Here is a 19,460-nt window from a genome sequence, read left to right as displayed (position 1 = left end):
GTCTTAGCTGGTATGAGCCACTACACGGCGCTGACCATCGCGGGGTCCGATTCCGGCGGGGGAGCGGGGATCGAGGCCGACCTGAAGACGTTCCAGGCGCTCGGCGTCCACGGCACCTGCGCCATCACGGCTATCACGTCCCAGAATACGCTGGGCGTCCAGGGCGTGTTCGACGTTCCCCCCGGTGTCATCGAAAGCCAGATCGACTCGGTAATGGCCGATTTCGAGGTCGTCTACACTAAGACAGGTATGCTCTCGCGGGTGGAGACGATCGAGGTCGTGGCCCGTAAGGCTAAACAATACGGGCTCAGGCTTATCGTCGACCCGGTCATGGCCGCCGAATCCGGGGGAAGGCTGCTGGATCCCGATGCCGTCGACGCGCTGAAAAAACTGATCCTGCCGCTGGCCGAAGTGGCGACGCCCAACGTGTTCGAGGCTTCCGTGCTTTCGGGCATCAAGGTGAAAGACCTTGATAGCGCGAAGGAGGCCTGCAAGGTCATCCACGGCCTGGGCGTGAGGCACGCCGTGGTCACCGGCGGCCACATGGGCGGCGTTGACATACTATACGACGGCCGCTTTCGGGTATTCGAGGGCGAGCTGGTAAAAGGCGGCACCCACGGGACCGGCTGCACGCATTCCTCGGCCATCACCGCATACCTCGCCCGGGGAGAAAAGGTCGGCGGTGCAGTAATGAAGGCTAAAGCTTTTGTCAGGAATGCCGTCGCCAGCGCGATGGACGTCGGCCACGGGGCACGGCCCGTCAACCCTGGCGGCATCCGATAGCCGAAAATGAAGAAATCAGTTAAATAATAGGCACACATTCTTACTATTATGTCAGGCGAGCCCGAGGAGATAGTCGTGCCGTGCCCGTGCTGCGGCAAGGCCCACACGGTCCGTGTCAAAGACATCAAGGAGAAGAAGACCGTCAAGGTCGAGTGCGGGGCCGCGCTGGGCACTGCGGGGCTGCAGAGGCGGCTCGACATCGTCAACGAGAAGATCAAGAAGCTCAAGGGCGGGCTACATAAGCTCGGCTAGGTCTGGCTCTGCCAGTGCTCTTTTTTCATATCAAATACCCACCGGCTGACTGCGGGTGCCACGTTTCCACAACGCCGATAGTACATGACGTCGAAGCCCATACTTTTAGCTTCATACGCTTTAGTGATACGGGCTTTCACGTTATATATGTCCAGCAGTCTGCCCTCTCTTAGCGGCATCCGCTGAAAATCCGCTGATATTATAATTTATGTAAATTATTATATAATATATGACGAGTGGAGGCTCCGTAGTGTACATCATCATCGTCGGCCTCGGGGGAATAGGCCGGAATCTGGCGAGGATAGCCGTTGGGGAGCGATACAACGTCGTGGTCATCGACAGCGACCCTGAGAGGACGCAGGATATCGCGCTGAGATACGACCTCGTCAGCATAACGGGCGACGCCTCGCTGATATCGACGCTCGAGGACGCGGGGATCTCGGAGGCGGACAGCGTGATCTGCACGACGGGCGACGATAACGTCAACCTCATGGTGGTGCTCAAGGCAAAGGAAAAAAAGGTCAAGAGCATTACCACCGTCGTCAACGAGAACGAGAACATCGAGATCTTCAAGGGCACGGGCGCGACGATCCTTAAGAACCCGGACGGCGTCGTCGCCGAGAATATCTTCAACATGATCCAGCGGCCGGCCATTAACGACTTCGTGACCCTCGCCGGCGGCAAGGCGGAGATCATCGAGGTCATCATCCACGAGGGGTCTCATGCTCTGGGAAAAGCCATCAAGGACCTGGGGCTGCCGCCGAAAACGCTCATCATCGCCATCGAGAGGGGCGAGTCGGTCATCATACCCGAAGGGAGCACCGTGATACGTCCGAACGACTCGGTGTTCGTCCTCGTCGGCCGGGAGATGGTGGAAAGGGTGTCCGGCATGTTACAATGAGCACTGGTGATGGCCGTTGTCATGGAGAGACCTGCATATCGTCGTCGGGAACTTAAAGGGCTTATTCACCACGGTCGCCATCCTGATGGCAGTGATGGCAGCGATGAGCATAGCGTTCGGCGACCGCGTGAGCATGGCCGGATTCACGGCGGGCCTTCTCGTGAGCGGCGCCATTGCGCTGGCGATCCACCTGGCCGTGGCGCCAGATGAGACTATCGAGCTGAAACATGCGATGGTCATCGCGGCCCTGGCATACCTTCTAGTGCCTGCGTTAAGCGCTATACCCTATGTTTACCACGGGGTGCCATCGATCGATGCTTTTTTCGAGGGCATATCCGGGTGGACGGGGAGCGGCTTTTCCATGATACCCTCGCCGGAGACGGCCACTCACACCATACAGCTCTGGCGCAGCCTGACCCAGTGGGTTGGTGGCGCCGGCGTCATACTCCTGATGGTGACCATCCTCATACGCCCGGGCACCAGCGCTTTTACCCTCTACACCTCGGAGGCGAGAAAAGAGCGCATCAAGCCGAGCATTCGCTCGACGCTGAATATTATCTGGAAGCTGTACCTGGGCTTGACCTTGTTCGCGGTCCTGCTCCTGCTGGCCGCCGGCATGCCCGCCTGGGACGCGCTGAACACGGCGATGACCGCCATCAGCACGGGCGGATTTTCGATATACGCGGACAGCATCGGCCACTATGGCAGCCTCTCCGTCGAGCTCGCGCTCATTCCCATCATGGTGGCCGGCTCACTGCCGTTCGCCGCCATGTACCGGGCCCTGAAGCCGGATCTGCGGGCGCTGCTGGACGACGTCCAGGTGCGGGCCTTCATCGGGCTGGTGATCGCAGGATGTGCCGTCCTGGCGATACAGAATATGCTGTTCCCCGTCGGGGCATCCGTCGCAGACTCCGTGTTCCAGTTCGCCTCCGCCGTGACGTGCACGGGCTTACAGTCGGCAGACCTGTCCCAATGGTCCCCGACCTCCATGCTTATCCTCTCCATCGCGATGGTCATCGGCGGCTGCGCCGGGTCCACCTCGGGCGGTATCAAGATCGCCCGCGCCCTCTTCCTCGTGGCGGAGGCAAGGCTCTGGCTGGCCCAGACGCTGCTGACAAAAAAGGCCGTGATCGTCGTGAGAATGGGCGACCGTAAGTTGACGGGCCAGGAGATGTCCAGGGAGCTCGCCGATGCGGCGCTCATATCGTTCCTGTGGGTTGTCACCCTCCTGGCCAGCGTCATGCTGCTGTCCAATATCGTGCTCGGGCAGGCCAGCCTCAGCCAGGTCATCTTCGAGGTCTGCTCCGCCATGGGCAACGTTGGGCTCACCGCCGGCATCGTCAGCCCCGGCATGAGCCTCGCCGCCAAGCTCATCATCATGTTCGACATGTGGGTCGGCAGGCTGGAGATCATACCGGTCCTGGTATTATTGAGGGCTATACTCAAAGGCCTCAGGCCCTAACCCTGGCCGCATGCTTTATTGTTCTTTGAGCATCCCTATCGTTTTCAAGACGCGCCTGTCCCTTGTATCGTCCTTGATGAGCACGGCCTCGAATTCCTGTCCGGCCATATGTTCTTCCTGGAGTTAATTGCTTATATGAGCCTTATCATTAGCCCTTCAGCGGGAACACGATCTGCGTCTGGAGCTTCTCCGGCGGGGTGTCCATCGGGCTGTTGAAGTATATCTCGTAGACGACGCCCGTGGGCGCTAAGCCCTTCTCCTCCACGAGCTTCGAGAGCGCCTCGTATGCCTCTTTCATCCCGTCGCCGTATGGCCCGGTATAGACGGTGGTCGCTACTTTGCCCGCCGGGATCTCTCCGGGCTTGACGTCCCCTTTTGCCTGAAGCTTCTTAGCTACCGGGAACCCGACCTCTATATCGAGGTCCTGCATGTCCATGTTGTAGTACGCTACGAATGGCGGCCCTCCTGGCTGCTGTCCCTGCTGGCCGATGGCCATGGCCACGTCACCGAACGCCTTGCCCAGCACGTTGGGCAGTTCCTGCACTGCGGTCCTCATGCGTATGGACATGATGGGCTGTGCCGGTTTATCTTTGATCTCGCATTTCGTGAACATTCAATTATCCTCCCAGATGATAATGACTTATTCATTAATCAATATTAACCCGAGGCTATAGTATCCTGAAAGTATTATATGGAACTTAAGTAATTATTGATAAGGTTCGTGATCTTGTGGCTGATCATATGGTAAAGAAGGCTTCCGGAGATGGCTATATCCAGGCAATGGACGGTATCGGGCGCAAAACGCTGGTATACGGCATGAACACGATGATGACCGAGTTCCGGCTCAAGAAGGGCAAGACGCTGCCCGCGCATAAGCACCCGCAGGAGCAGACGGGCTATCTCGTGTCGGGCCACATCATACTTACCATCGACGGAGAGCCGTACGACATGAAGCCCGGCGATAGCTGGTCAATTCCCGGCAACGTCGAGCACGGGGCTGCCATCCTTGAGGACTCGGTGGCCGTCGAGGTCTTTTCTCCCGCCCGGGAAGACTACAAACCTCAGGCCTGAGGACAGCGATCATGCGGTATGACGAGTTCGAGCAATTGCTCTCCCGCCTCGGGATCGGGGTCGTCCCGAAGGGTGAGAAGCGCATACGCGGCCACGATGTGGACACATACCGGGGGCTGGCGAAGCGGACCGGGGCCATCGACTTCGACTGCGGCGACGGCGAGAGCTTTTGCCGGTACATTCACGTAAGAGAGGGCGCCTGCTGCCAGGACTGCGTCGACACCTGCGGGCACTGGCAGCGGGAAGGCCGGACGCTGGACGAGGACTCTGCAAGAAAGATGGCCTCGTTTTGCGATGCCCGGGACGGGTTCTGCCGGGAAGGCGCCGGGTGCATATTACCAAGAGAGCTAAGAAGCCCGGTTTGCCTGTATCATATCTGCTCTGACGCGAAAATGACCGAAGAGGACAAGGAACTGTTGCGTAAGATAAAATGCGGAACAGACCTTTTTAGATAAATAGAAGCGCCGCGGCGGAGATTTGAACTCCGGAGCTCCGAAGAGCACAGGTTTAGCAAACCTGCTCCATACCAGGCTTGGATACCGCGACATCAAAAAACGGCTGTCGTAAATCTTCGTTGATACTATTTAAGATTTTCCGGTAACGGGACTACCTTCATATTAATTATATTAATATTTAAATGTTTGTTCTCTTGCCTATTCTTCGCCCTCGCGGTCGGCAATGCCCGCCAGCACGCCCTCCATCTTCTCGAGAGCCTCCAGTAACTCCTTGAGCTCCCCGGGCTTCGCGCTATCTATAAGCAAGTATACGACCGGCAGCTTTCCGATGATGTTCTCCATCCTTGCCACGATCGCCCTCTTCATGGCCGCCTCTTCCTCGGGCGAAACAGGCTCCTCGCGGAGCCCCGGGCACTCATGCTTTTCAGGCGGCAGATGCTCCTCGCAGTAGTACTCGTGGCAGAACTCACACTCGAAAGGCTCCGGCTCCGTCTTCCCGCAGACGACGCACTTCGGCGCCTTCATGGGGCGGGCGACCACGTAGTCGTCCTCCTTTTTGGAGCGGGGGATGTACTCGAAGGTGCTCGATCTTGAATAAACTCTCAGCGTCCTCTCGATCTCTTCATCCTTACGCATACACTATCACTTTTTACGCTGGCTATATTTTAATGTTGAGCGGGAATCCGGTGAGCTTACCGTCGGCAGCACTGCCCTTAAAGAAGACGTACAGGGGCTTATTGCCGTTTTCCGTAAAGGCTTCAAGCTCCCCTTTCTCCGCGCCCAGGACGAACCCCAGGGCGACGTGGTCCGTGGACGAGCCATGCAGCGCGGCGACAATAAATGTGCCCTTGCGGGCCTTCGATTCCATCGCCAGGGTCCTGGCAAGGTCGAGCCTGCCGCTCTCCACGAGCAGACGCAGGGCCTTCACGGACTCATCGTCCGTGGCCATGAGCAGGTATTTTCCGATGCGGGCGTCCTCGCCGGTCTCCTGCCTTTCTGCGCTGACGAGGGCGAACGAAGTGTCCCACACGGCGGCCTGGAGCGTTAATGTTATTTTCGCGTAGGCGAGCTCCGAGTCGTAGGCGACAGGAGGGTGCTCCGGGTTAACGACATAGCGCTTTGCCACGTCACGCATGCCTTTATCGTGGATGTAAAGGTCGGCGACCCGGTATGGCACGGAGAGGTCGACCGTCCCGCCCGCCATGCTGAAGTAGGCGTCGTCGACCCAGTAGGCGATCGTCTGCCGTGACAGCAGCTCGAAGTCGCCCAGGAGCACGTCGTTATCGTCCAGCTTGAACAGGCTGCAGGAGTCTTCAAGCTTGTAATGAGCGCGCACAAAATCCTTCATGTCCCTGGTCAAAACCCAGTAGACGCGCATCGGGTACGCCTGGCACGCGTAAGGCCTTGACTCGTGGACGCTGCACTTATTGTCCTTAAGGAACGGGCATGCGCCATTTACCGTCTTAATGTACAGGTGAGGCATCGGGTTCAGGCTCGTCGCCGTCACGACGCAGTACTTATCGAAGAACTCCGCGGGCTCCATTTGAAGGGACCTTGAGAGCCTGTACAGCTCGTAAGTCGTAAGCTGCACCAGGTCCTGGCTGGCACAGCATCCGCCGCACATGGCGCACTCGAAATCCCGGATGACCTTCTTCATCATTCCTCCTGACGTAACGCCATCTTAAATAGTTTTGTCGGCCTGAAAAAAAGATGCGAACAATTAATACATAAGCGCGTAATTAATGAGCTTATCATGAAAACGATCATCGTATGCGTTTCAGAGTCCCACGGGAATACCATGAAGGTGGCGAAGGCGATGGCGGAGGTACTGGACGCGCCCGTGGTGAGCCCGGAGGAGTTCGACGCCGGCAAGGCGGGCGAATACGACCTCATCGGCCTGGGCTCCGGCATCTATAAAGGCAAGCACCATAAAAGCATTCTCGAGCTGGCGGAAAAGCTGCCGGAACCGGACGAGGAGCAGGATAAGAGCGTTTTCATCTTCTCCACGGCCGGCAAGGGCGACATCAACCAGCACCGGCACCTGAACCTCATAATCTCCAAAAAGGGCTACCGGAACGCCGGCGAGTTCATCTGCAAAGGCTGGGACACTGCCGGCCTGTTCAAGTACATCGGCGGCATCAACAAAGGCCTCCCGAACAGGGCGATGATCGAGCAGGCCCGCGACTTCGCTAAGACTTTGCGAGCCTAGGGCGTAACGATCTCCCACGCCTTGGCCAGCAGCGCGTCCTTTTCCTCGGGGCTGAACGGGAACTCGCTAAGCACGCTGGCCACGCTTGCGACGTCGCATCTCAGCTCTTCTATAGAAAGGAAACATATGCCGTTCGTGGCTGCAGCGCGGCCGACTTTTTCTTTTATTATTCCGCGGATGCGCCCCACGGCCAGCCTCAAGGCCACCCTGGTCGTCGCCTCGCCGTACTTCTCCACGAAACCCCCGAAGTCCATGATAAGTGGAAGGGAAATTATGTAGATGTGCGTATCTGCTGAAAATCGCGGCATATGTAAGGGCGCTTATCCTGCTTACACTTTTAACTTAGAAGCTTATTTATATCACAGGTCAATTTTAATACTATGAGCCGGCGGGGCATTCAGATCAACGATTGGTTATCGCAGATATTTCTCGGTATCTTTTTCTTCTGTATAGGCACGATCTTCCTGACGATGTTCCTCTCCGCCGATCCGGACGCCATGGCGTCACTCACCATAACGGATTGGGTGGGGGTCATCATCTTCATGCTCATACCGACGGCCTTTATGGACCTGGGGCTTCTGCTCGTCATATGGGGCTGGAAAGGGCGGCACAGGGCATCAGGGAATCCTGGCTGGAATGACATGCGTATCGATGATCCGCTGGTCGTGAGCCCCGACGGCGGCATGACGTCCGAACAGCAGAAGACTGTACAGGCGGTCTCCGGCGGCATATCGATGTTCTACGCGATCTCCCTCTGGATACAGAGGCTCGTCAGCGTCGCAGCTGCCGCCTTAGCGATACTGGTCACGGCTATCTGGTGGCTAATGACTCTCCTGGACCCGTCACAAAAAGCATCTTTAAACGGAAGCCTGTTACTGGCGCTGGGGCTCGTCCTGATCAGCTATGTCACGATCGTCTACATCGTGCTGCTGAAGAAACCCCGGGCAGGCCAGAATGCGTAATGATATAAAATGAGTGTTTTACTTTAGCCGCGGACCAGCGTCATGAGGCACGTCTCGTCGAACACGCCGGGATGGCAGAGAGCGCAGGAATGCTTATCGGACCACCGCTTGTAGCGCCTGACCTCGCGTCCGCACTTCGAGCACTGGTAGACCGAGATCTTCGGCCTTATGCGGGCCCTGAACTCGTTCAGCGGGATGCTAAGCTGATCTTTCGTGACCTTGATGAGCATGCTCTCGTCGGACGGCGCACAGCATTCGCAGTACTCCACTTTCGTCAGGGGCCTGTAGGTAAAGATCGAATCGCCGCACTTCCGGCAGCGGTAATACCATTTTTCCCGCTCGACGAAGAGCTCGTTGGTCCTCGCGCTGGGCGACACGCCCATGCGGCTGCACGCGTCCAGGAAGTTACAGCCGCGGTGGCCGCGCTCGCCGTGGAAATGATAAGCGTAAACGTGAGCGATCTCGTGCTTGAAGACGTCGTCCATCACGTCCCACCCGTATTTCTGCAGATACCGATAGGAGAGGACGATGCCGAGCGGGTTGCTGTGGGCGTACCCGATACGGCTGTACAGGCGGTCGCTGATGCGCAGCATGATGTCGGGGATGCTGTTATCGAAATAGTCCTGGTTGATCGTCCAGAAGCGCTGCCGCGTATCGCTCAGATATTCGTTTATGGCCTGCATCTTCAGCATGTGATCGTTTTCCATTGGCTCACCTTTTTTCGGTACAAACTTGCGTTTTTAATAAAGCCCGGACGAAGAAATCGCCCGTTTTTACCGCGATGAACGCGGTTTAAACGAATACGTGCCACACCCTGTCACTCGGGCCTGACGCAAATTAGGTAATTCTGACATGTCTTATTAACTTTGTTCTCGACAGGAAGCGATTTTTAATTATAAAAAAGATCTATTATACATGCCGAAGAAATTACCGTACAGTGAAATTATGTAGGGGTAATGGCCTGAGACGACCCAATTCCGCGGTAAACTTGCTTGCTCCCCAGTCGAACAAAATTATATACTAAGCGCATAATGAATAAAAGTCTACTATATATAATCGTAAATAATTTACGGATAAGCGCTCGTTGAGAGAAATATTTTAACCCGTAATAGGATAGCTTTATATCCTTTCGCATCCTGAACTCATTCTTATCCAGACAACTATTATTATTGTATAGCTAGCAACAGGAAGTGTCCCCCAATGGTAAAAATCGTGATCGATAGCGAAGTCTGCATCGGCTGCGGCCTCTGTGTCCACGACTGCCCGATGCATGTCTATGAGCTGAAGAGCGGGAGATCAACGGTGGCTAACCCGGACGACTGCATGATGTGCCTCTCCTGCCACGAGATATGCCCGTCGAACGCGATAGAGCACCAGGATATTTACCTTTCCCGGCGCCTTTACGTCGACCTCGAGGTCTGCTCCATGCTCAGGAGGTTCATCTAATGCAGGAGCACATCGTCAAGCCCGAAGAGCTGCCCTTACACTGCGAGGGCAACATCCACGACTACGAGGAGGCCCTCCACGGCCTGATGGTCCTGAACGCCACCATCATCCGCTCGCTGGAGGAGATCGCCAGGGGCGGCGCCAACGCCGTCGTATACCGGGCCGGGCTGAAGATGGGCCACGAGACCGGTAAATATTTCCCGAAGACCGAGAATGTCGAAAAGGCGCTGACCGAGCTTTCCGAGATCCTGGGCAAGCAGTACAACTTCGAGCTGTGGAAGCCGAAGGGTAAGGACTCTTATATCATTACCGAGAACGGCGAGACTTTCATATATCTCGTGTTCCGCGACTGCCTGGTGCGGCAGACCCTCCGCCATGAGGGCATGCCTCAGAAAGGCCCGCTGTGCCAGAGCCTGTACGGCTACATGGTGGGCGCGGTGGAAGAGATCACGGGCAAGAGGGGCAAGCTCGAGATCGTACACGTCGGGCCGAACACGTGCCTGAAAAAGCTCATTTTGAGGTGATCGCGATGCTGAAGCTGGCAACAGAACCCCTGGCGTCCTGCGCGGGATGCCACGTGTCCATACTGGACCTGCACGAGGACATATTACAATTACTGGGCAAGGCAGAGCTCGTATACTCCCCTATTTTGATGGACGTAAAGGAGCCGCCCGACGGCATCGACATCGCCATCATCGGGGGCGCCATCCGCAACAAGGAGAACATGGAGCGGGTGAAAAAGCTGAGGCAGAAGGCCAAGACGGTCATCGCCTACGGCACCTGCGCGTGCTTCGGCGGCGTCTCGGGGCTTTCGATCATCCACAGCCGGGACGAGATACTGAGCAGCGTCTACACCGATTCGGTATCGACCACGAGCAAGACCATACCGAAGGACGACATTCCTGAGTTACTGTACCGCGGCTATGCGGTGGGGGACGTCATCAAGGTGGACTACTATATTACCGGCTGCCCGCCCAAGGAGACGTTCTTACGCAAGATACTCCTGCCGCTGGTCGAGGGCCACGTGCCCGAACTGCCCAAGAAGTCCGTCTGTGCCGAGTGCGACCGGAACATGGAATTAGTGAAGAACTGGAAGCTCAAGCGCCGGTACGAGGGCATACCCGAAGAGGGCAAATGCCTGCTCGGGCAGGGCTATTTATGCATGGGCTCCGTCACGTTCGGCCGGTGCGGCGCGCTATGCACGCACCACGGCATACCCTGCCATGGCTGCAGCGGCCCGTCGCTCGACGTGCTGAGAGAGCCATGCCGTGACCTGTACAATATCCTGGTCATGCGCATCCAGCATTTGACCGAATTACCGCAGGCGGAGATCGAGAAGGAGCTCTACGACGTGCCCCACACGATATACCCGTTCGTCATGGGCAGCAAGATAATGGAGAACAAGTCCGTGTCTAAGATACCCGATATCATCAAGGAGAGACACCTATGAAGAAGCTTACCATTCACCCGCTTTCGCGGATCGAGGGCCACGCCAGCGTCACGATCAACTTAGACGATAAGGGCGAAGTGGCGGACGCCCACTTCCACGCGACCGAGCTCAGGGGCTTCGAGAAGTTCCTGGAGGGCGCGGCGGTCGAGGAAGCCCCGCGCATCACGCCCCGCATCTGCGGTATCTGCCCGACGGTCCACCACCTGGCTTCGGCCAAGGCGGTCGACGAGATATTCGGCGCGCAGGTGCCCGAGACGGCCCTCAAGCTCCGAAGGCTCCTCGACATGGGGCAGTTCATCCACTCCCACGCGCTGCACTTATTCTTACTCGCTCTGCCGGACTACATACTGGGCCCGGACTACAACCCCGCGCTCCGCAACGTCGTCGGGCTGGTCCAGGCCAACCCGGAGCTGGCAAAGATGGCCATCGAGGGCCGCAAGATCGGCCAGCGCATCACCGAGGAGACCGGCGGCAAGCCCATCCACCCTGTGTCGGCAGTGCCCGGCGGCATGTCGTTCGCCCTCGCGAACGAGAAGAGGGCTGAGCTGGAGGCCATGGCAAAGCGCTCCGTGGAGATCGCGAGGATCTCCTGGCCTGTGGTCATGAAGATGATGGACAAGTACGCCGATCTGGTCAACAGCGTAGGCCTCGTGCAGTCCGACTTCGTGGGCCTGACCAGGAACGGCAAGCTCGAGTTCTACGACGGCAACGTTCGTGCCATTGATTCCGGCGGAGTGCAGCTGGCCGACTTCCCGGGCAAGGACTACCTCAGCTACATCGAGGAGACGGCAGAGCCGTACTCGTACATGAAGTTCACGAAGCTCAAGAAGGGCAACGGCTTTTACCGCGTCGGCCCCCTGGCCAGGGTGAACATCGTCGACTCCATCGGTACGCCGGAAGCTGACAAAATGCTGGCCGAGTTCCGGGCGAAGTACGGCCGCGTGCCGCAGCAGTCGCTGCTCTACCACGCCGCCCGCACCATCGAGTACATGGCGGCGAGCGAGACGGCGCTCTCGCTGCTCCAGGACTCCGCTATAACGGATAAGAACGTGCGCACCGCCGTCACGGGCGTGAAGAATACCCGGGGCATCGGCGTCGTCGAGGCGACCCGCGGCACGCTCATCCACGACTATACGGTCAACGATAAGGGTTTCATCACGAAGGCGAACCTGATCGTGGCGACGGGCCACAACAACCGGGCCATCGACCGGGCAGTCCTGCAGTCATCTCAGAAGCTCATACACGGCGATAACGTGAGCGAGGGCACCTTGAACCGCATCGAGATGGTGGTAAGGGCCTATGACCCGTGCGTCTCGTGTGCCACGCACGCGATCGGGCGCATGCCGGTCCAGCTTACGGTCGTCGACTCAGAGGGTAATGTCATTCGCGAGGTAACAAAATGTTAAAGAGGATTTTGGGCGACCTGGCAAAGGTCGAGGGGGTAAACGCTGCGGCGATCGTGGGCCGTGACGGCTTCATCATCGAGCACGTGGCGAATATCCAGGTGGACATGGACGCGCTCGGTGCGATGGCTTCGACGAGCGTCGGTACGTCAGAGGCAATGGGCATCGAGCTGGGCAAGGGCAACTTCGAGCAGGTGCTGGTCGAGCTGGAAAAGGGCCCGATCATGCTCTCCGTGGTCAGCCAGAACGAGATCCTGGCCATCGTGGCAGAGCACGGCGCCAACATCGGCCGCATCAGGTACGAGGTGAAGAAGAACAAGGACCGGATAGCTGCGGCGCTATAAAAGACATAAGAAGGGCATAATACGTGAAAATACCCGACGGTAAGCTCATAGCGGAGACGGTGAAGCCCGTGCCCGAGGCACTAAAGGAGTACGGGCACGACTTCCGGGGATGCATCTCGATAAGACAGGGCGAGAACGGCATGGCAAGCGAAGGCTTCATCATCGTAGATGACGGCAACGTGCTGGCCTCCGCATTCGCCACGATGGGCATCGTGCTGTACCAGATGAACGCGCTGGACCGCATGATGGCGCTCAAGGCGCCGGAGCTCAAGGTTTTCGCCTACGGCGAAGGAGAGAAGGCGCAGGTCTTCGCGGGCTATCCGGACTCGATCATCGGCGGCATGTCGAATGCGCCCGAGGCGAATACCTGGGAAGCAGAGGCGCCGGCCGCTCCGGAGCCCAGGAAGATCCCGTATGACGTGCTGCTGGCCACGGTGATACAGCTTCCGGGCGTCATCGCCGCGGCGCTGGTCGTCGACGGCCTGCCCATCTACCAGCAGGGCCAGCAGGTGGACTTCGAGCACATCGCCGTGGCCACCGAGGACATGGTGCGCAGCGGCGCCCGCATCGCCGGCGAGCTGCAGCTCGGCAGCGCCGACCAGATCATCCTCGAGACACCGTCGAACAAGGTGGTCATCGCGCCCCTGAACGACATGTTCCTGTGCGTGCTGACCTCGGCCGACGCGAACCTGGGCCTGGTACGGCTGAGCATCCGGAACGCGCAGAATAACATGAGGGAACAATGATGGAGCTTCCGCACGGCACGCTGGTAAGGAGCTTTAAGGGGCCGATGCCCCTGTCCGAGCTGAACATAGCCCTGCAAAAGGACTCGTTCACCGGCTTCATGCGGGCTTCGCAATTCCGGGGCGCCTTTGCCGAGGGCGTCATCGTATACGGGTCCGGAAAGCCCGTCATCGCGTATACCTCCGACGGCAAGTCCGACCGCCCCGACGGTGAGCAGAAGGCCATAGCGTCCATCGCATCCGAAGACGATACGTTCATCGAGCTTTTTTCGCTGAACGACGGCCAGCTGCGGCTGGCCATGGACTTCGGCAGGGACCTCCTGGTCCGCCCGAAGCCCGCCCCGAAGCCCGTAGAGGCGCCTAAGCCCCCGGAGCCAAAGCCGATGCCGGTGCAGAGGCAGAGCCCTCCCAGGGAAAAGCCGGCGGGAATGCCCGAGGTCAGGGGCTCGTTCGTAAAGTCTGAGAACGCCGTCAGCCTACGGTCGTATATCGAGTCGAGGAAGGACGAGACCGGCCACTCGGTATTGATAAAGCAGGACGGCGCGGGCTTTTCTGAGTACCACCTGCTCCTGCTGAACGGAAAGCCCGTCGCGGCCTACTCGTCAGCCGGCTCGGGCGACGCGTTCCTTGCGAAAGTGCTGCACGAGAGCGGCGTGACGGAGTTCTACCGCGTCGGCGAGGCGATCATACATTCCATCATCCGGATGTACCCGCACATCGCGCTGTCCGGCGAGCCTGAAAAGGAAACGCCGAAGGCTGCGTCGGAGCAGAAATCTGCTGAGGAGCAGAAGCCGATGCAGGTGCTCAGGCCGGACTCAAAGCCATATGTTCCGCTGACAAAGCCGGAGCCTATCGTGAGGACGGAGACGATGGCGCACGGCACCGTCATCTACCCGCCGGAGCAGCCGGGGCCGATGGAGACACACCGGTTCGACGCCTCGCCAAAGCAGGTGCCCGGCATATCCGCAAAGGCCTTATTCGACAGGGGAGTGAATGCCGAAAGCATGGGCACTCCGGCCCCGGAGTCGAAGTCCACGGGGGCCCTCAAGGGCGACATCGATGACGACGCCGATTTTGTCCGGAAGGTCGAAAAGGAGTTCGTGGGCAACGTGGACGACCTCCTGAAGCGGCTCGAGCTGTCCCATCTCAAAGTCATACCTGAAAAGAAAAAACGGACCTAAAGGTGCACGAATGCGTGACATATCGACGATACTCCAGAACGCCATCCTGCTCGTCGCCGGGAACGAAGGCATCGCCCGGTTCAACAGGGCCGGCCACGGCAACGCTGCACGGGAGATCTTACGCTCCGACGGCTCGCTCGACCTGCCGCGGCTCATGAACATCATGCTGGACGTGTTCCCCGAAGAGCAGGCGTCCGCGATCGCCGACAGCGTCCTGGCCAAGTACGTCGAGACGGAAGACGAGGAGAATAAAAAAGCGCCGGCAATAGAAACGCACACAAAAAAGGCGGAGCCGGAAAGCGGCCTATCGTATAAGGATAACCTGGCGAAGTACCTGGAAACGGAAGCGAGCGACGTGCAGGACCTCATCAACGAGGCGCGGCGGATCCGCATCGCGATGGGCAAGAGCGCGCCGCCCAAGGCGACGGTAGCGCAGGCGGCCGTGGCACAGGCGGAGCCCGGTCCTAAGATAAGTATCGTGAATCCGGTCCTGCCCGCACAGGAGACGTTCGAGGCCCTCAAGGTCCCGATCCGGCCAGCGCCGGCCGCTAAAGAGCTGGGCCAGGAGGCGCTGGAATCCGAGATATCGGCTTTCGCCGAGGCCAGAAAGGCTTACTCCAGCGTCGATATAATGGATTTCATCAGATATTTAAGGGATAAGGGATATCACTTTCAGGAGAGCAGCGTACTGGAAAGCGTATATACCCGCATCGAGGAGCGCAAGAGCCGGGAGAGGGCGGCGCTCATGGCCGACATCCAGGGCTTCCTCGGGCGCATGCCCTGGCCGACCGAAAGCGAGGTATCGGCCTACATCGAGCAAAAGAAGAGCGAGGGCATCGTATACGAAAGCGCGGAGATTAAGCGCATGATCCTCGTGGAAATGATCAAGAAGCATTGATATCATTGAATGGGGCAAATGTACAAGCATAAGGGTGTGTGAATGACCAAAGTATTTACCATAGCCTCCGGAAAGGGCGGTACCGGCAAGACCATGACGACGGCTAACCTTGGAACCGCCCTGGCGCTGTTAGGCAAGCGTACGATAATTCTGGACGCGGATATCGGAATGGCTAACCTCGGCCTGGTGCTGGGGCTGGAGAAGAGCAAGATCACCCTGCACGAGGTCCTGGCGGGCAAGGCCGATATACAGCAGGCGATCTATGAGCTTCCCACCGGCCTTCGCGTGGTGCCGAGCGGCATATCGCTCCAGGGCTTCCAGAACGCCGATCCTGACCGGCTCCAGTTCGTCATGAGCAAGCTCGTCATGGACGCCGACTACGTGCTGATCGACGCTCCCGCGGGCATCAGCAAGGACGGCGTCATTCCGCTGGCCATCGCAGACGAGGTCCTGCTCGTGGTGAACCCCGAGCTATCGTCGCTGGCGGATTCCGTCAAGATCAAAGTGCTCACCGAGATGGTCGGGGGCGCCGTGGGCGGCGTGGTGCTGAACCGCGCGTCCTCGGAAAAGACCATGCTTACCAGCCAGAAGATCGGGCAGATCATGGGCGCAGAAGTGCTCGAAGTGATCCCCGAGGACGCCAGCGTGCGCAGGGCAGCGGCCTTCAAGACTCCGGTCGTCGTCATGTACCCGGACAGCCCGGCCGCGAAGGGCTTCAAGAGGCTGGCCGCGAGGATCGCCGGCACAAAGGTGGCCACAGTAGAGACTGCAGAGGGGAAGAAGGAAACGTTCATAGACCGTCTCGCACGGTCATTATTCGGAGGCGTATGATATGGAGCAAATGTTGTTCGAACTTCTTATCGGGGTATTGACGCTGGGCATCGTGCTCTGCTTCGCCGTCATGTACATCATGTACACGAGGATCAAGCAGCTTACGGCCGAGCTGAGAGTGCTTAAGAACCGCGTGGAGATCACGGACGAGGAGCTTGGCAGGCTGGCTTACGATATCGAGGAGTTCAAGAAGCTTAAGTTTTAAACCTTTTTTTTCATTACCGCCGTTAATTTTTTTATAGCTGCCATGCTAATACTACCCCGGGTACCGTATGTTGAAGCGCTCAAAGGGACTTGCCTATACGCTGCTATATAACCGGTTCATGGTCTGGCTGATCGTTCTACTGGTGGGCGCAGGCTATGTCATATTAAGGGCTGTCGATGGTATTTTCTACCTCAACTTCAGGCGCCTGATGTCGGGCGTCGTCCACGACGCGTCCCGGGATAGCCTGACCGTCGTGAGGAAGGCCCAGGTCAGCCACCTGTTCCGGCGAAAGTATAAGCTGAAAAAGATCCGGATGGAGCTGGCCGGAGGCTCGTACTGGATGTCCATCCCCGTCATCGTAACGGGCATCGGCCGGGATAAAAACGAGCGGAAGTACATGGGCAAGATCATCGACGATGCCAGCGTCCTGAAGCACCGGTACATGACGCTCATGAGGAACCTGGGGGCCATGGCCAGCGGCGCCGGGTTGACCTTCGACGAGCACGCCGACGCGAAGGACATGGTGGAGTACGAGCGGGACAGCCTCATGCGGCTAAAAGACCAGGGCGTTGCGGTGCCCGAAGTATTCGGGGTGCACAGGCTTAACGACGGGGACTACATGCTCGTCATGGAGTTCGTCGAGGGAAAGCCCCTATCTAAGGTGGAGCTGTCTGAAGGCATCGTCGAGCAGGTCTTCGCGACGCTGAAGACAATGCACGAAAAGGGAGTGTTCCACGGCGATGTGAAGCTGGATAACTTTTTATTCGACGGGCGCTGCCTGGTCGTCGTAGACTGCCTTAAGATACAGGAGGCAGACATGCAGAAGGCCCAGGATTTCGATCTTATTTGCGCGATATGTGCTCTCGCCCAGAAAGTGCCCGTCCCGAAGGTCGTGGAGCTGGCGCTGAAATATCATTCCGGGGAAGAGCTGAGGCGGTCATGCGGTCTCATCGGCATCGCGCTGAACAAGGTGGACCTTGACCTGCCCGAGGATAAGGTCGATGCTATCGTAGACATGCTGGGCCCGGAGGATCTGGCGCCTTTGCCTGAAGCGGCGTCATGAGGCTTATTTTTCTGGTTCTTATGCATTTTTGGGATGATAAATTTCTTTAGCCAATGCCCCTACTCGTTTTTCCGCTATGCTGTCTCGGAGTGGTCCAACCACAGAGGCACGGAGAGCGCAGGGTTTCACGGAGTTTTTTATAGATGGAGGCTCAGAGCGCACGGAGGACGGGTTTATACTTACCTGAGGCACTGAGTTTAACGAGGCACTGCCGAGGATAAACCAGATAGTTGTTTATTGGTCAACCCTGCCTCTATAATCTCTGTGCCCCGGGTAAGTCAATAAACCGGGCTCCGTGCCCTCTGAGTCTCAAATTATTAAGAAAAACTCTGTGAAACTCCCGTGCGCTCTGCGCCCCTGTGGTTGCTCGAATTCGCATCAGCGAAAAGGACACTCAACGACGGCATAACGGGAAAAGGATAGAAAATGTTTACCCCAAAACCGAGGATGAGTCATTTTTCTATTTTTTCGATGATGCCTTCGGCGCATTCTATGCCCATGGCCGCTGCGGGCACGATGCCTCTGGTGACGCCTGCGCCGTCGCCGCAGACGTAGAGGTTGTCGATGACCGCGGTCTCGAAGTGGTCCCTCGTCTCGGGCCTGACCGCCGCGAACTTGATCTCAGGGGCATAGAGCAGCGTAGAGTCCGCCGCAACACCAGGTATGACCCGGTCAAGCATGTTAAGGCCCTCCAGGATGTCGGTGACGACGCGGTGTGGCAAAGCCATTGATATGTCGCCTGGCGTTACGAATCTGAGCGTGGGCTCCACGTAGCTCCGCTTGAGGCGTTCCCAGGTGGACCGCCGGCCCTTCTTCAAATCCCCTAAACGCTGCAGGAGCGGCTTGCCGCCCCCGATGGTCTTCGCCTGCTCAGCGATCGTGTTACCGTACTCGTTCGTATTCTCTAATGGCTCGGTAAGCCCTATCTTTGTGAGAAAAGCGAAATTCGTGTTGTTCGAGCGGCAGTTGCGCTGGGAATGGCCAATAGCGCCGACGCCGGATTCGTAGGTGTCCTGCACGACGAACCCGTGGGGGCAAGTGCCAAAAGTCCGCACGCGATCGTCGTAGGTGGGCGTATACATCAGGAACTTGGGGTCCCAGTTCGTCTTTACCGCTTCGTCGTATACGACTGCGGGGACTTCGACCCTGACGCCGACGTCGATGGGCATGTACTTGATGGGCACGTCGTACTTTTTCATCTGCTCCCCGAGCCAGGTACTTCCCGACCGGCCGGGCGCCAGAAGAACGAAATCCGCCAAGAGCTGATTACCATTAGCAATGACCCCGGTGACCCGGTCGTTACGGGCGGTGATGCTGTCCACATCAGTATTCAGCATGAACTTGACCCCTCTCTTTTCAAGGTCCTTTTTCATGGAGCCGATGACTTTCGGCAGCATGTCGCTGCCTATGTGTTTTTGTTTGATGGGGATGAACTCGATGCCGTTGGCGGCCGCGGACTGCTGCAGGCTCGTCGAGGGGATGTGAGGGGCTTCATCAGGCGCTCCATGCTCTACGAAATAGGCGTCAACCATGTCGACGAGCCTCTGTGTCCTTTGCACGCCAAGAAAGTCTACGAGGTCGCCCCCGATGAGCGGGCTGAGGTTGAGCTTGCCGTCCGACATGCCGCTGGCGCCGCCCACGCCCGCGGTCACGTTACATATGCTACAGGATATGCAGTCCTTGCCCTTCATGACCTCGCACGTGCGTTTGCCTATGTCCTTGCCCTTATCGACGATGGTGACGTTCGCGCATTCTGCCAGTTCCCTGGCCGCCATCAGGCCGCCGGGGCCTGCGCCCACGA

Annotated in this window: 26 protein-coding genes and 1 tRNA gene; 19 read left to right on the top strand and 8 right to left on the bottom strand. The window is 58.1% G+C overall.

The window, feature by feature from the left end; translation table 11 throughout:
- Positions 1 to 12 precede the first annotated feature (12 nt).
- Both thiD and MCP_RS12695 read left to right on the top strand, forming a co-directional pair.
- A complete protein-coding gene (thiD, locus tag MCP_RS12700; RefSeq protein ID WP_012901255.1) occupies positions 13 to 783 on the top strand; it encodes a bifunctional hydroxymethylpyrimidine kinase/phosphomethylpyrimidine kinase in 771 nt (256 codons plus the stop codon).
- A 48-nt stretch (positions 784 to 831) separates the two neighbouring features.
- On the top strand, positions 832 to 1,035 hold the full coding sequence (locus tag MCP_RS12695) for a hypothetical protein (protein ID WP_012901254.1): 204 nt from the start codon (positions 832 to 834) through the stop codon (positions 1,033 to 1,035).
- Here MCP_RS12695 and MCP_RS12690 read toward each other — a convergent pair.
- Entirely contained in the window at positions 1,032 to 1,214 is a 183-nt protein-coding gene (locus MCP_RS12690) for a hypothetical protein (protein WP_012901253.1), read from the bottom strand. The two genes, MCP_RS12695 and MCP_RS12690, sit on opposite strands and share 4 nt — an antisense overlap.
- Positions 1,215 to 1,264: 50 nt before the next feature.
- On the opposite strand from MCP_RS12690, the gene MCP_RS12685 reads away from it, so the two are divergent.
- Both MCP_RS12685 and MCP_RS12680 read left to right on the top strand, forming a co-directional pair.
- Positions 1,265 to 1,936: a potassium channel family protein gene (locus tag MCP_RS12685; protein WP_231845083.1), complete on the top strand. Its 672-nt coding sequence runs from the start codon at positions 1,265 to 1,267 to the stop codon at positions 1,934 to 1,936.
- 16 nt (positions 1,937 to 1,952) lie between these two features.
- Positions 1,953 to 3,398 carry a TrkH family potassium uptake protein gene (locus tag MCP_RS12680; protein WP_012901251.1) on the top strand — a complete coding sequence of 482 codons (1,446 nt, stop codon included), beginning with the start codon at positions 1,953 to 1,955 and terminating at the stop codon, positions 3,396 to 3,398.
- 148 nt (positions 3,399 to 3,546) lie between these two features.
- Here MCP_RS12680 and MCP_RS12675 read toward each other — a convergent pair whose 3' ends face one another.
- Positions 3,547 to 4,011, bottom strand: coding sequence for a GyrI-like domain-containing protein (locus MCP_RS12675; protein WP_012901250.1), 465 nt, complete (start codon positions 4,009 to 4,011; stop codon positions 3,547 to 3,549).
- A 128-nt stretch (positions 4,012 to 4,139) separates the two neighbouring features.
- On the opposite strand from MCP_RS12675, the gene MCP_RS12670 reads away from it, so the two are divergent.
- Both MCP_RS12670 and MCP_RS12665 read left to right on the top strand, forming a co-directional pair.
- Positions 4,140 to 4,469, top strand: a complete 330-nt coding sequence (locus MCP_RS12670) for a cupin domain-containing protein (RefSeq protein ID WP_012901249.1) — start codon at positions 4,140 to 4,142, stop codon at positions 4,467 to 4,469.
- Between the two features lie 11 nt (positions 4,470 to 4,480).
- The gene (locus MCP_RS12665) at positions 4,481 to 4,924 is read left to right on the top strand and encodes a hypothetical protein (protein WP_012901248.1); all 444 of its coding nucleotides are present in this window, start codon (positions 4,481 to 4,483) and stop codon (positions 4,922 to 4,924) included.
- Positions 4,925 to 4,931: 7 nt separating this feature from the next.
- Here the strand turns inward: MCP_RS12665 and MCP_RS12660 are convergent.
- From MCP_RS12660 to MCP_RS12650, 3 genes are all read right to left on the bottom strand, one after another.
- A tRNA-Ser gene (locus tag MCP_RS12660) sits at positions 4,932 to 5,015 on the bottom strand.
- Between the two features lie 107 nt (positions 5,016 to 5,122).
- Entirely contained in the window at positions 5,123 to 5,560 is a 438-nt protein-coding gene (locus MCP_RS12655) for an AN1-type zinc finger domain-containing protein (protein WP_012901247.1), read from the bottom strand.
- A 22-nt stretch (positions 5,561 to 5,582) separates the two neighbouring features.
- Positions 5,583 to 6,584 (bottom strand): YkgJ family cysteine cluster protein, encoded by a 1,002-nt coding sequence (locus MCP_RS12650; protein WP_012901246.1) that lies wholly within the window; start codon positions 6,582 to 6,584, stop codon positions 5,583 to 5,585.
- A 93-nt stretch (positions 6,585 to 6,677) separates the two neighbouring features.
- On the opposite strand from MCP_RS12650, the gene MCP_RS12645 reads away from it, so the two are divergent.
- Complete coding sequence (locus tag MCP_RS12645) at positions 6,678 to 7,133, top strand: flavodoxin family protein (protein ID WP_012901245.1); 456 nt, start codon at positions 6,678 to 6,680, stop codon at positions 7,131 to 7,133.
- Here MCP_RS12645 and MCP_RS12640 read toward each other — a convergent pair.
- A complete protein-coding gene (locus tag MCP_RS12640; protein WP_012901244.1) occupies positions 7,130 to 7,387 on the bottom strand; it encodes a hypothetical protein in 258 nt (85 codons plus the stop codon). The genes MCP_RS12645 and MCP_RS12640 overlap by 4 nt on opposite strands.
- Before the next feature lie 126 nt (positions 7,388 to 7,513).
- Between MCP_RS12640 and MCP_RS12635 the strand changes: the two genes are divergently transcribed.
- Positions 7,514 to 8,095 carry a hypothetical protein gene (locus tag MCP_RS12635; RefSeq protein ID WP_012901243.1) on the top strand — a complete coding sequence of 194 codons (582 nt, stop codon included), beginning with the start codon at positions 7,514 to 7,516 and terminating at the stop codon, positions 8,093 to 8,095.
- Between the two features lie 23 nt (positions 8,096 to 8,118).
- On the opposite strand, the gene MCP_RS12630 is transcribed toward MCP_RS12635, so the two are convergent.
- Entirely contained in the window at positions 8,119 to 8,802 is a 684-nt protein-coding gene (locus MCP_RS12630) for a SprT-like domain-containing protein (RefSeq protein WP_012901242.1), read from the bottom strand.
- A 493-nt stretch (positions 8,803 to 9,295) separates the two neighbouring features.
- On the opposite strand from MCP_RS12630, the gene MCP_RS12625 reads away from it, so the two are divergent.
- From MCP_RS12625 to MCP_RS12575, 11 genes are all read left to right on the top strand, one after another.
- Positions 9,296 to 9,541 (top strand): 4Fe-4S dicluster domain-containing protein, encoded by a 246-nt coding sequence (locus tag MCP_RS12625; protein WP_012901241.1) that lies wholly within the window; start codon positions 9,296 to 9,298, stop codon positions 9,539 to 9,541.
- Positions 9,541 to 10,065 carry a hypothetical protein gene (locus MCP_RS12620; protein WP_012901240.1) on the top strand — a complete coding sequence of 175 codons (525 nt, stop codon included), beginning with the start codon at positions 9,541 to 9,543 and terminating at the stop codon, positions 10,063 to 10,065. Before MCP_RS12625 ends, MCP_RS12620 begins: the two co-directional genes overlap by 1 nt.
- A 5-nt stretch (positions 10,066 to 10,070) precedes the next feature.
- Positions 10,071 to 10,991, top strand: coding sequence for an NADH ubiquinone oxidoreductase (locus tag MCP_RS12615; protein ID WP_012901239.1), 921 nt, complete (start codon positions 10,071 to 10,073; stop codon positions 10,989 to 10,991).
- Positions 10,988 to 12,397 (top strand): Ni/Fe hydrogenase subunit alpha, encoded by a 1,410-nt coding sequence (locus MCP_RS12610; protein WP_012901238.1) that lies wholly within the window; start codon positions 10,988 to 10,990, stop codon positions 12,395 to 12,397. The genes MCP_RS12615 and MCP_RS12610 overlap by 4 nt, the downstream gene beginning before the upstream one ends.
- Positions 12,391 to 12,738 carry a roadblock/LC7 domain-containing protein gene (locus tag MCP_RS12605; protein ID WP_012901237.1) on the top strand — a complete coding sequence of 116 codons (348 nt, stop codon included), beginning with the start codon at positions 12,391 to 12,393 and terminating at the stop codon, positions 12,736 to 12,738. Before MCP_RS12610 ends, MCP_RS12605 begins: the two co-directional genes overlap by 7 nt.
- Before the next feature lie 23 nt (positions 12,739 to 12,761).
- Positions 12,762 to 13,484 (top strand): roadblock/LC7 domain-containing protein, encoded by a 723-nt coding sequence (locus MCP_RS12600; RefSeq protein ID WP_012901236.1) that lies wholly within the window; start codon positions 12,762 to 12,764, stop codon positions 13,482 to 13,484.
- Entirely contained in the window at positions 13,481 to 14,662 is a 1,182-nt protein-coding gene (locus MCP_RS12595; RefSeq protein WP_012901235.1) for a hypothetical protein, read from the top strand. The genes MCP_RS12600 and MCP_RS12595 overlap by 4 nt, the downstream gene beginning before the upstream one ends.
- A gap of 10 nt (positions 14,663 to 14,672) precedes the next feature.
- A complete protein-coding gene (locus MCP_RS12590; RefSeq protein WP_012901234.1) occupies positions 14,673 to 15,560 on the top strand; it encodes a hypothetical protein in 888 nt (295 codons plus the stop codon).
- Positions 15,561 to 15,602: 42 nt separating this feature from the next.
- Positions 15,603 to 16,391 (top strand): cell division ATPase MinD, encoded by a 789-nt coding sequence (minD, locus tag MCP_RS12585; protein ID WP_012901233.1) that lies wholly within the window; start codon positions 15,603 to 15,605, stop codon positions 16,389 to 16,391.
- Position 16,392: 1 nt separating this feature from the next.
- Entirely contained in the window at positions 16,393 to 16,596 is a 204-nt protein-coding gene (locus tag MCP_RS12580) for a hypothetical protein (protein ID WP_012901232.1), read from the top strand.
- Positions 16,597 to 16,663: 67 nt separating this feature from the next.
- Positions 16,664 to 17,659, top strand: coding sequence for a phosphotransferase (locus MCP_RS12575; protein WP_012901231.1), 996 nt, complete (start codon positions 16,664 to 16,666; stop codon positions 17,657 to 17,659).
- A gap of 452 nt (positions 17,660 to 18,111) precedes the next feature.
- Here the strand turns inward: MCP_RS12575 and MCP_RS12570 are convergent, their stop codons facing one another.
- The gene (locus MCP_RS12570; RefSeq protein WP_012901230.1) at positions 18,112 to 19,458 is read right to left on the bottom strand and encodes an NAD(P)/FAD-dependent oxidoreductase; all 1,347 of its coding nucleotides are present in this window, start codon (positions 19,456 to 19,458) and stop codon (positions 18,112 to 18,114) included.
- Positions 19,459 to 19,460: the final 2 nt, after the last annotated feature.

It is taken from the genome of Methanocella paludicola SANAE, assembly GCF_000011005.1.
In the GTDB taxonomy this organism is placed as follows: Archaea; Halobacteriota; Methanocellia; order Methanocellales; family Methanocellaceae; genus Methanocella; species Methanocella paludicola.
Note: the sequence above shows the minus strand (reverse complement) of the source record. Positions and strands in the feature narration are given on the sequence as shown.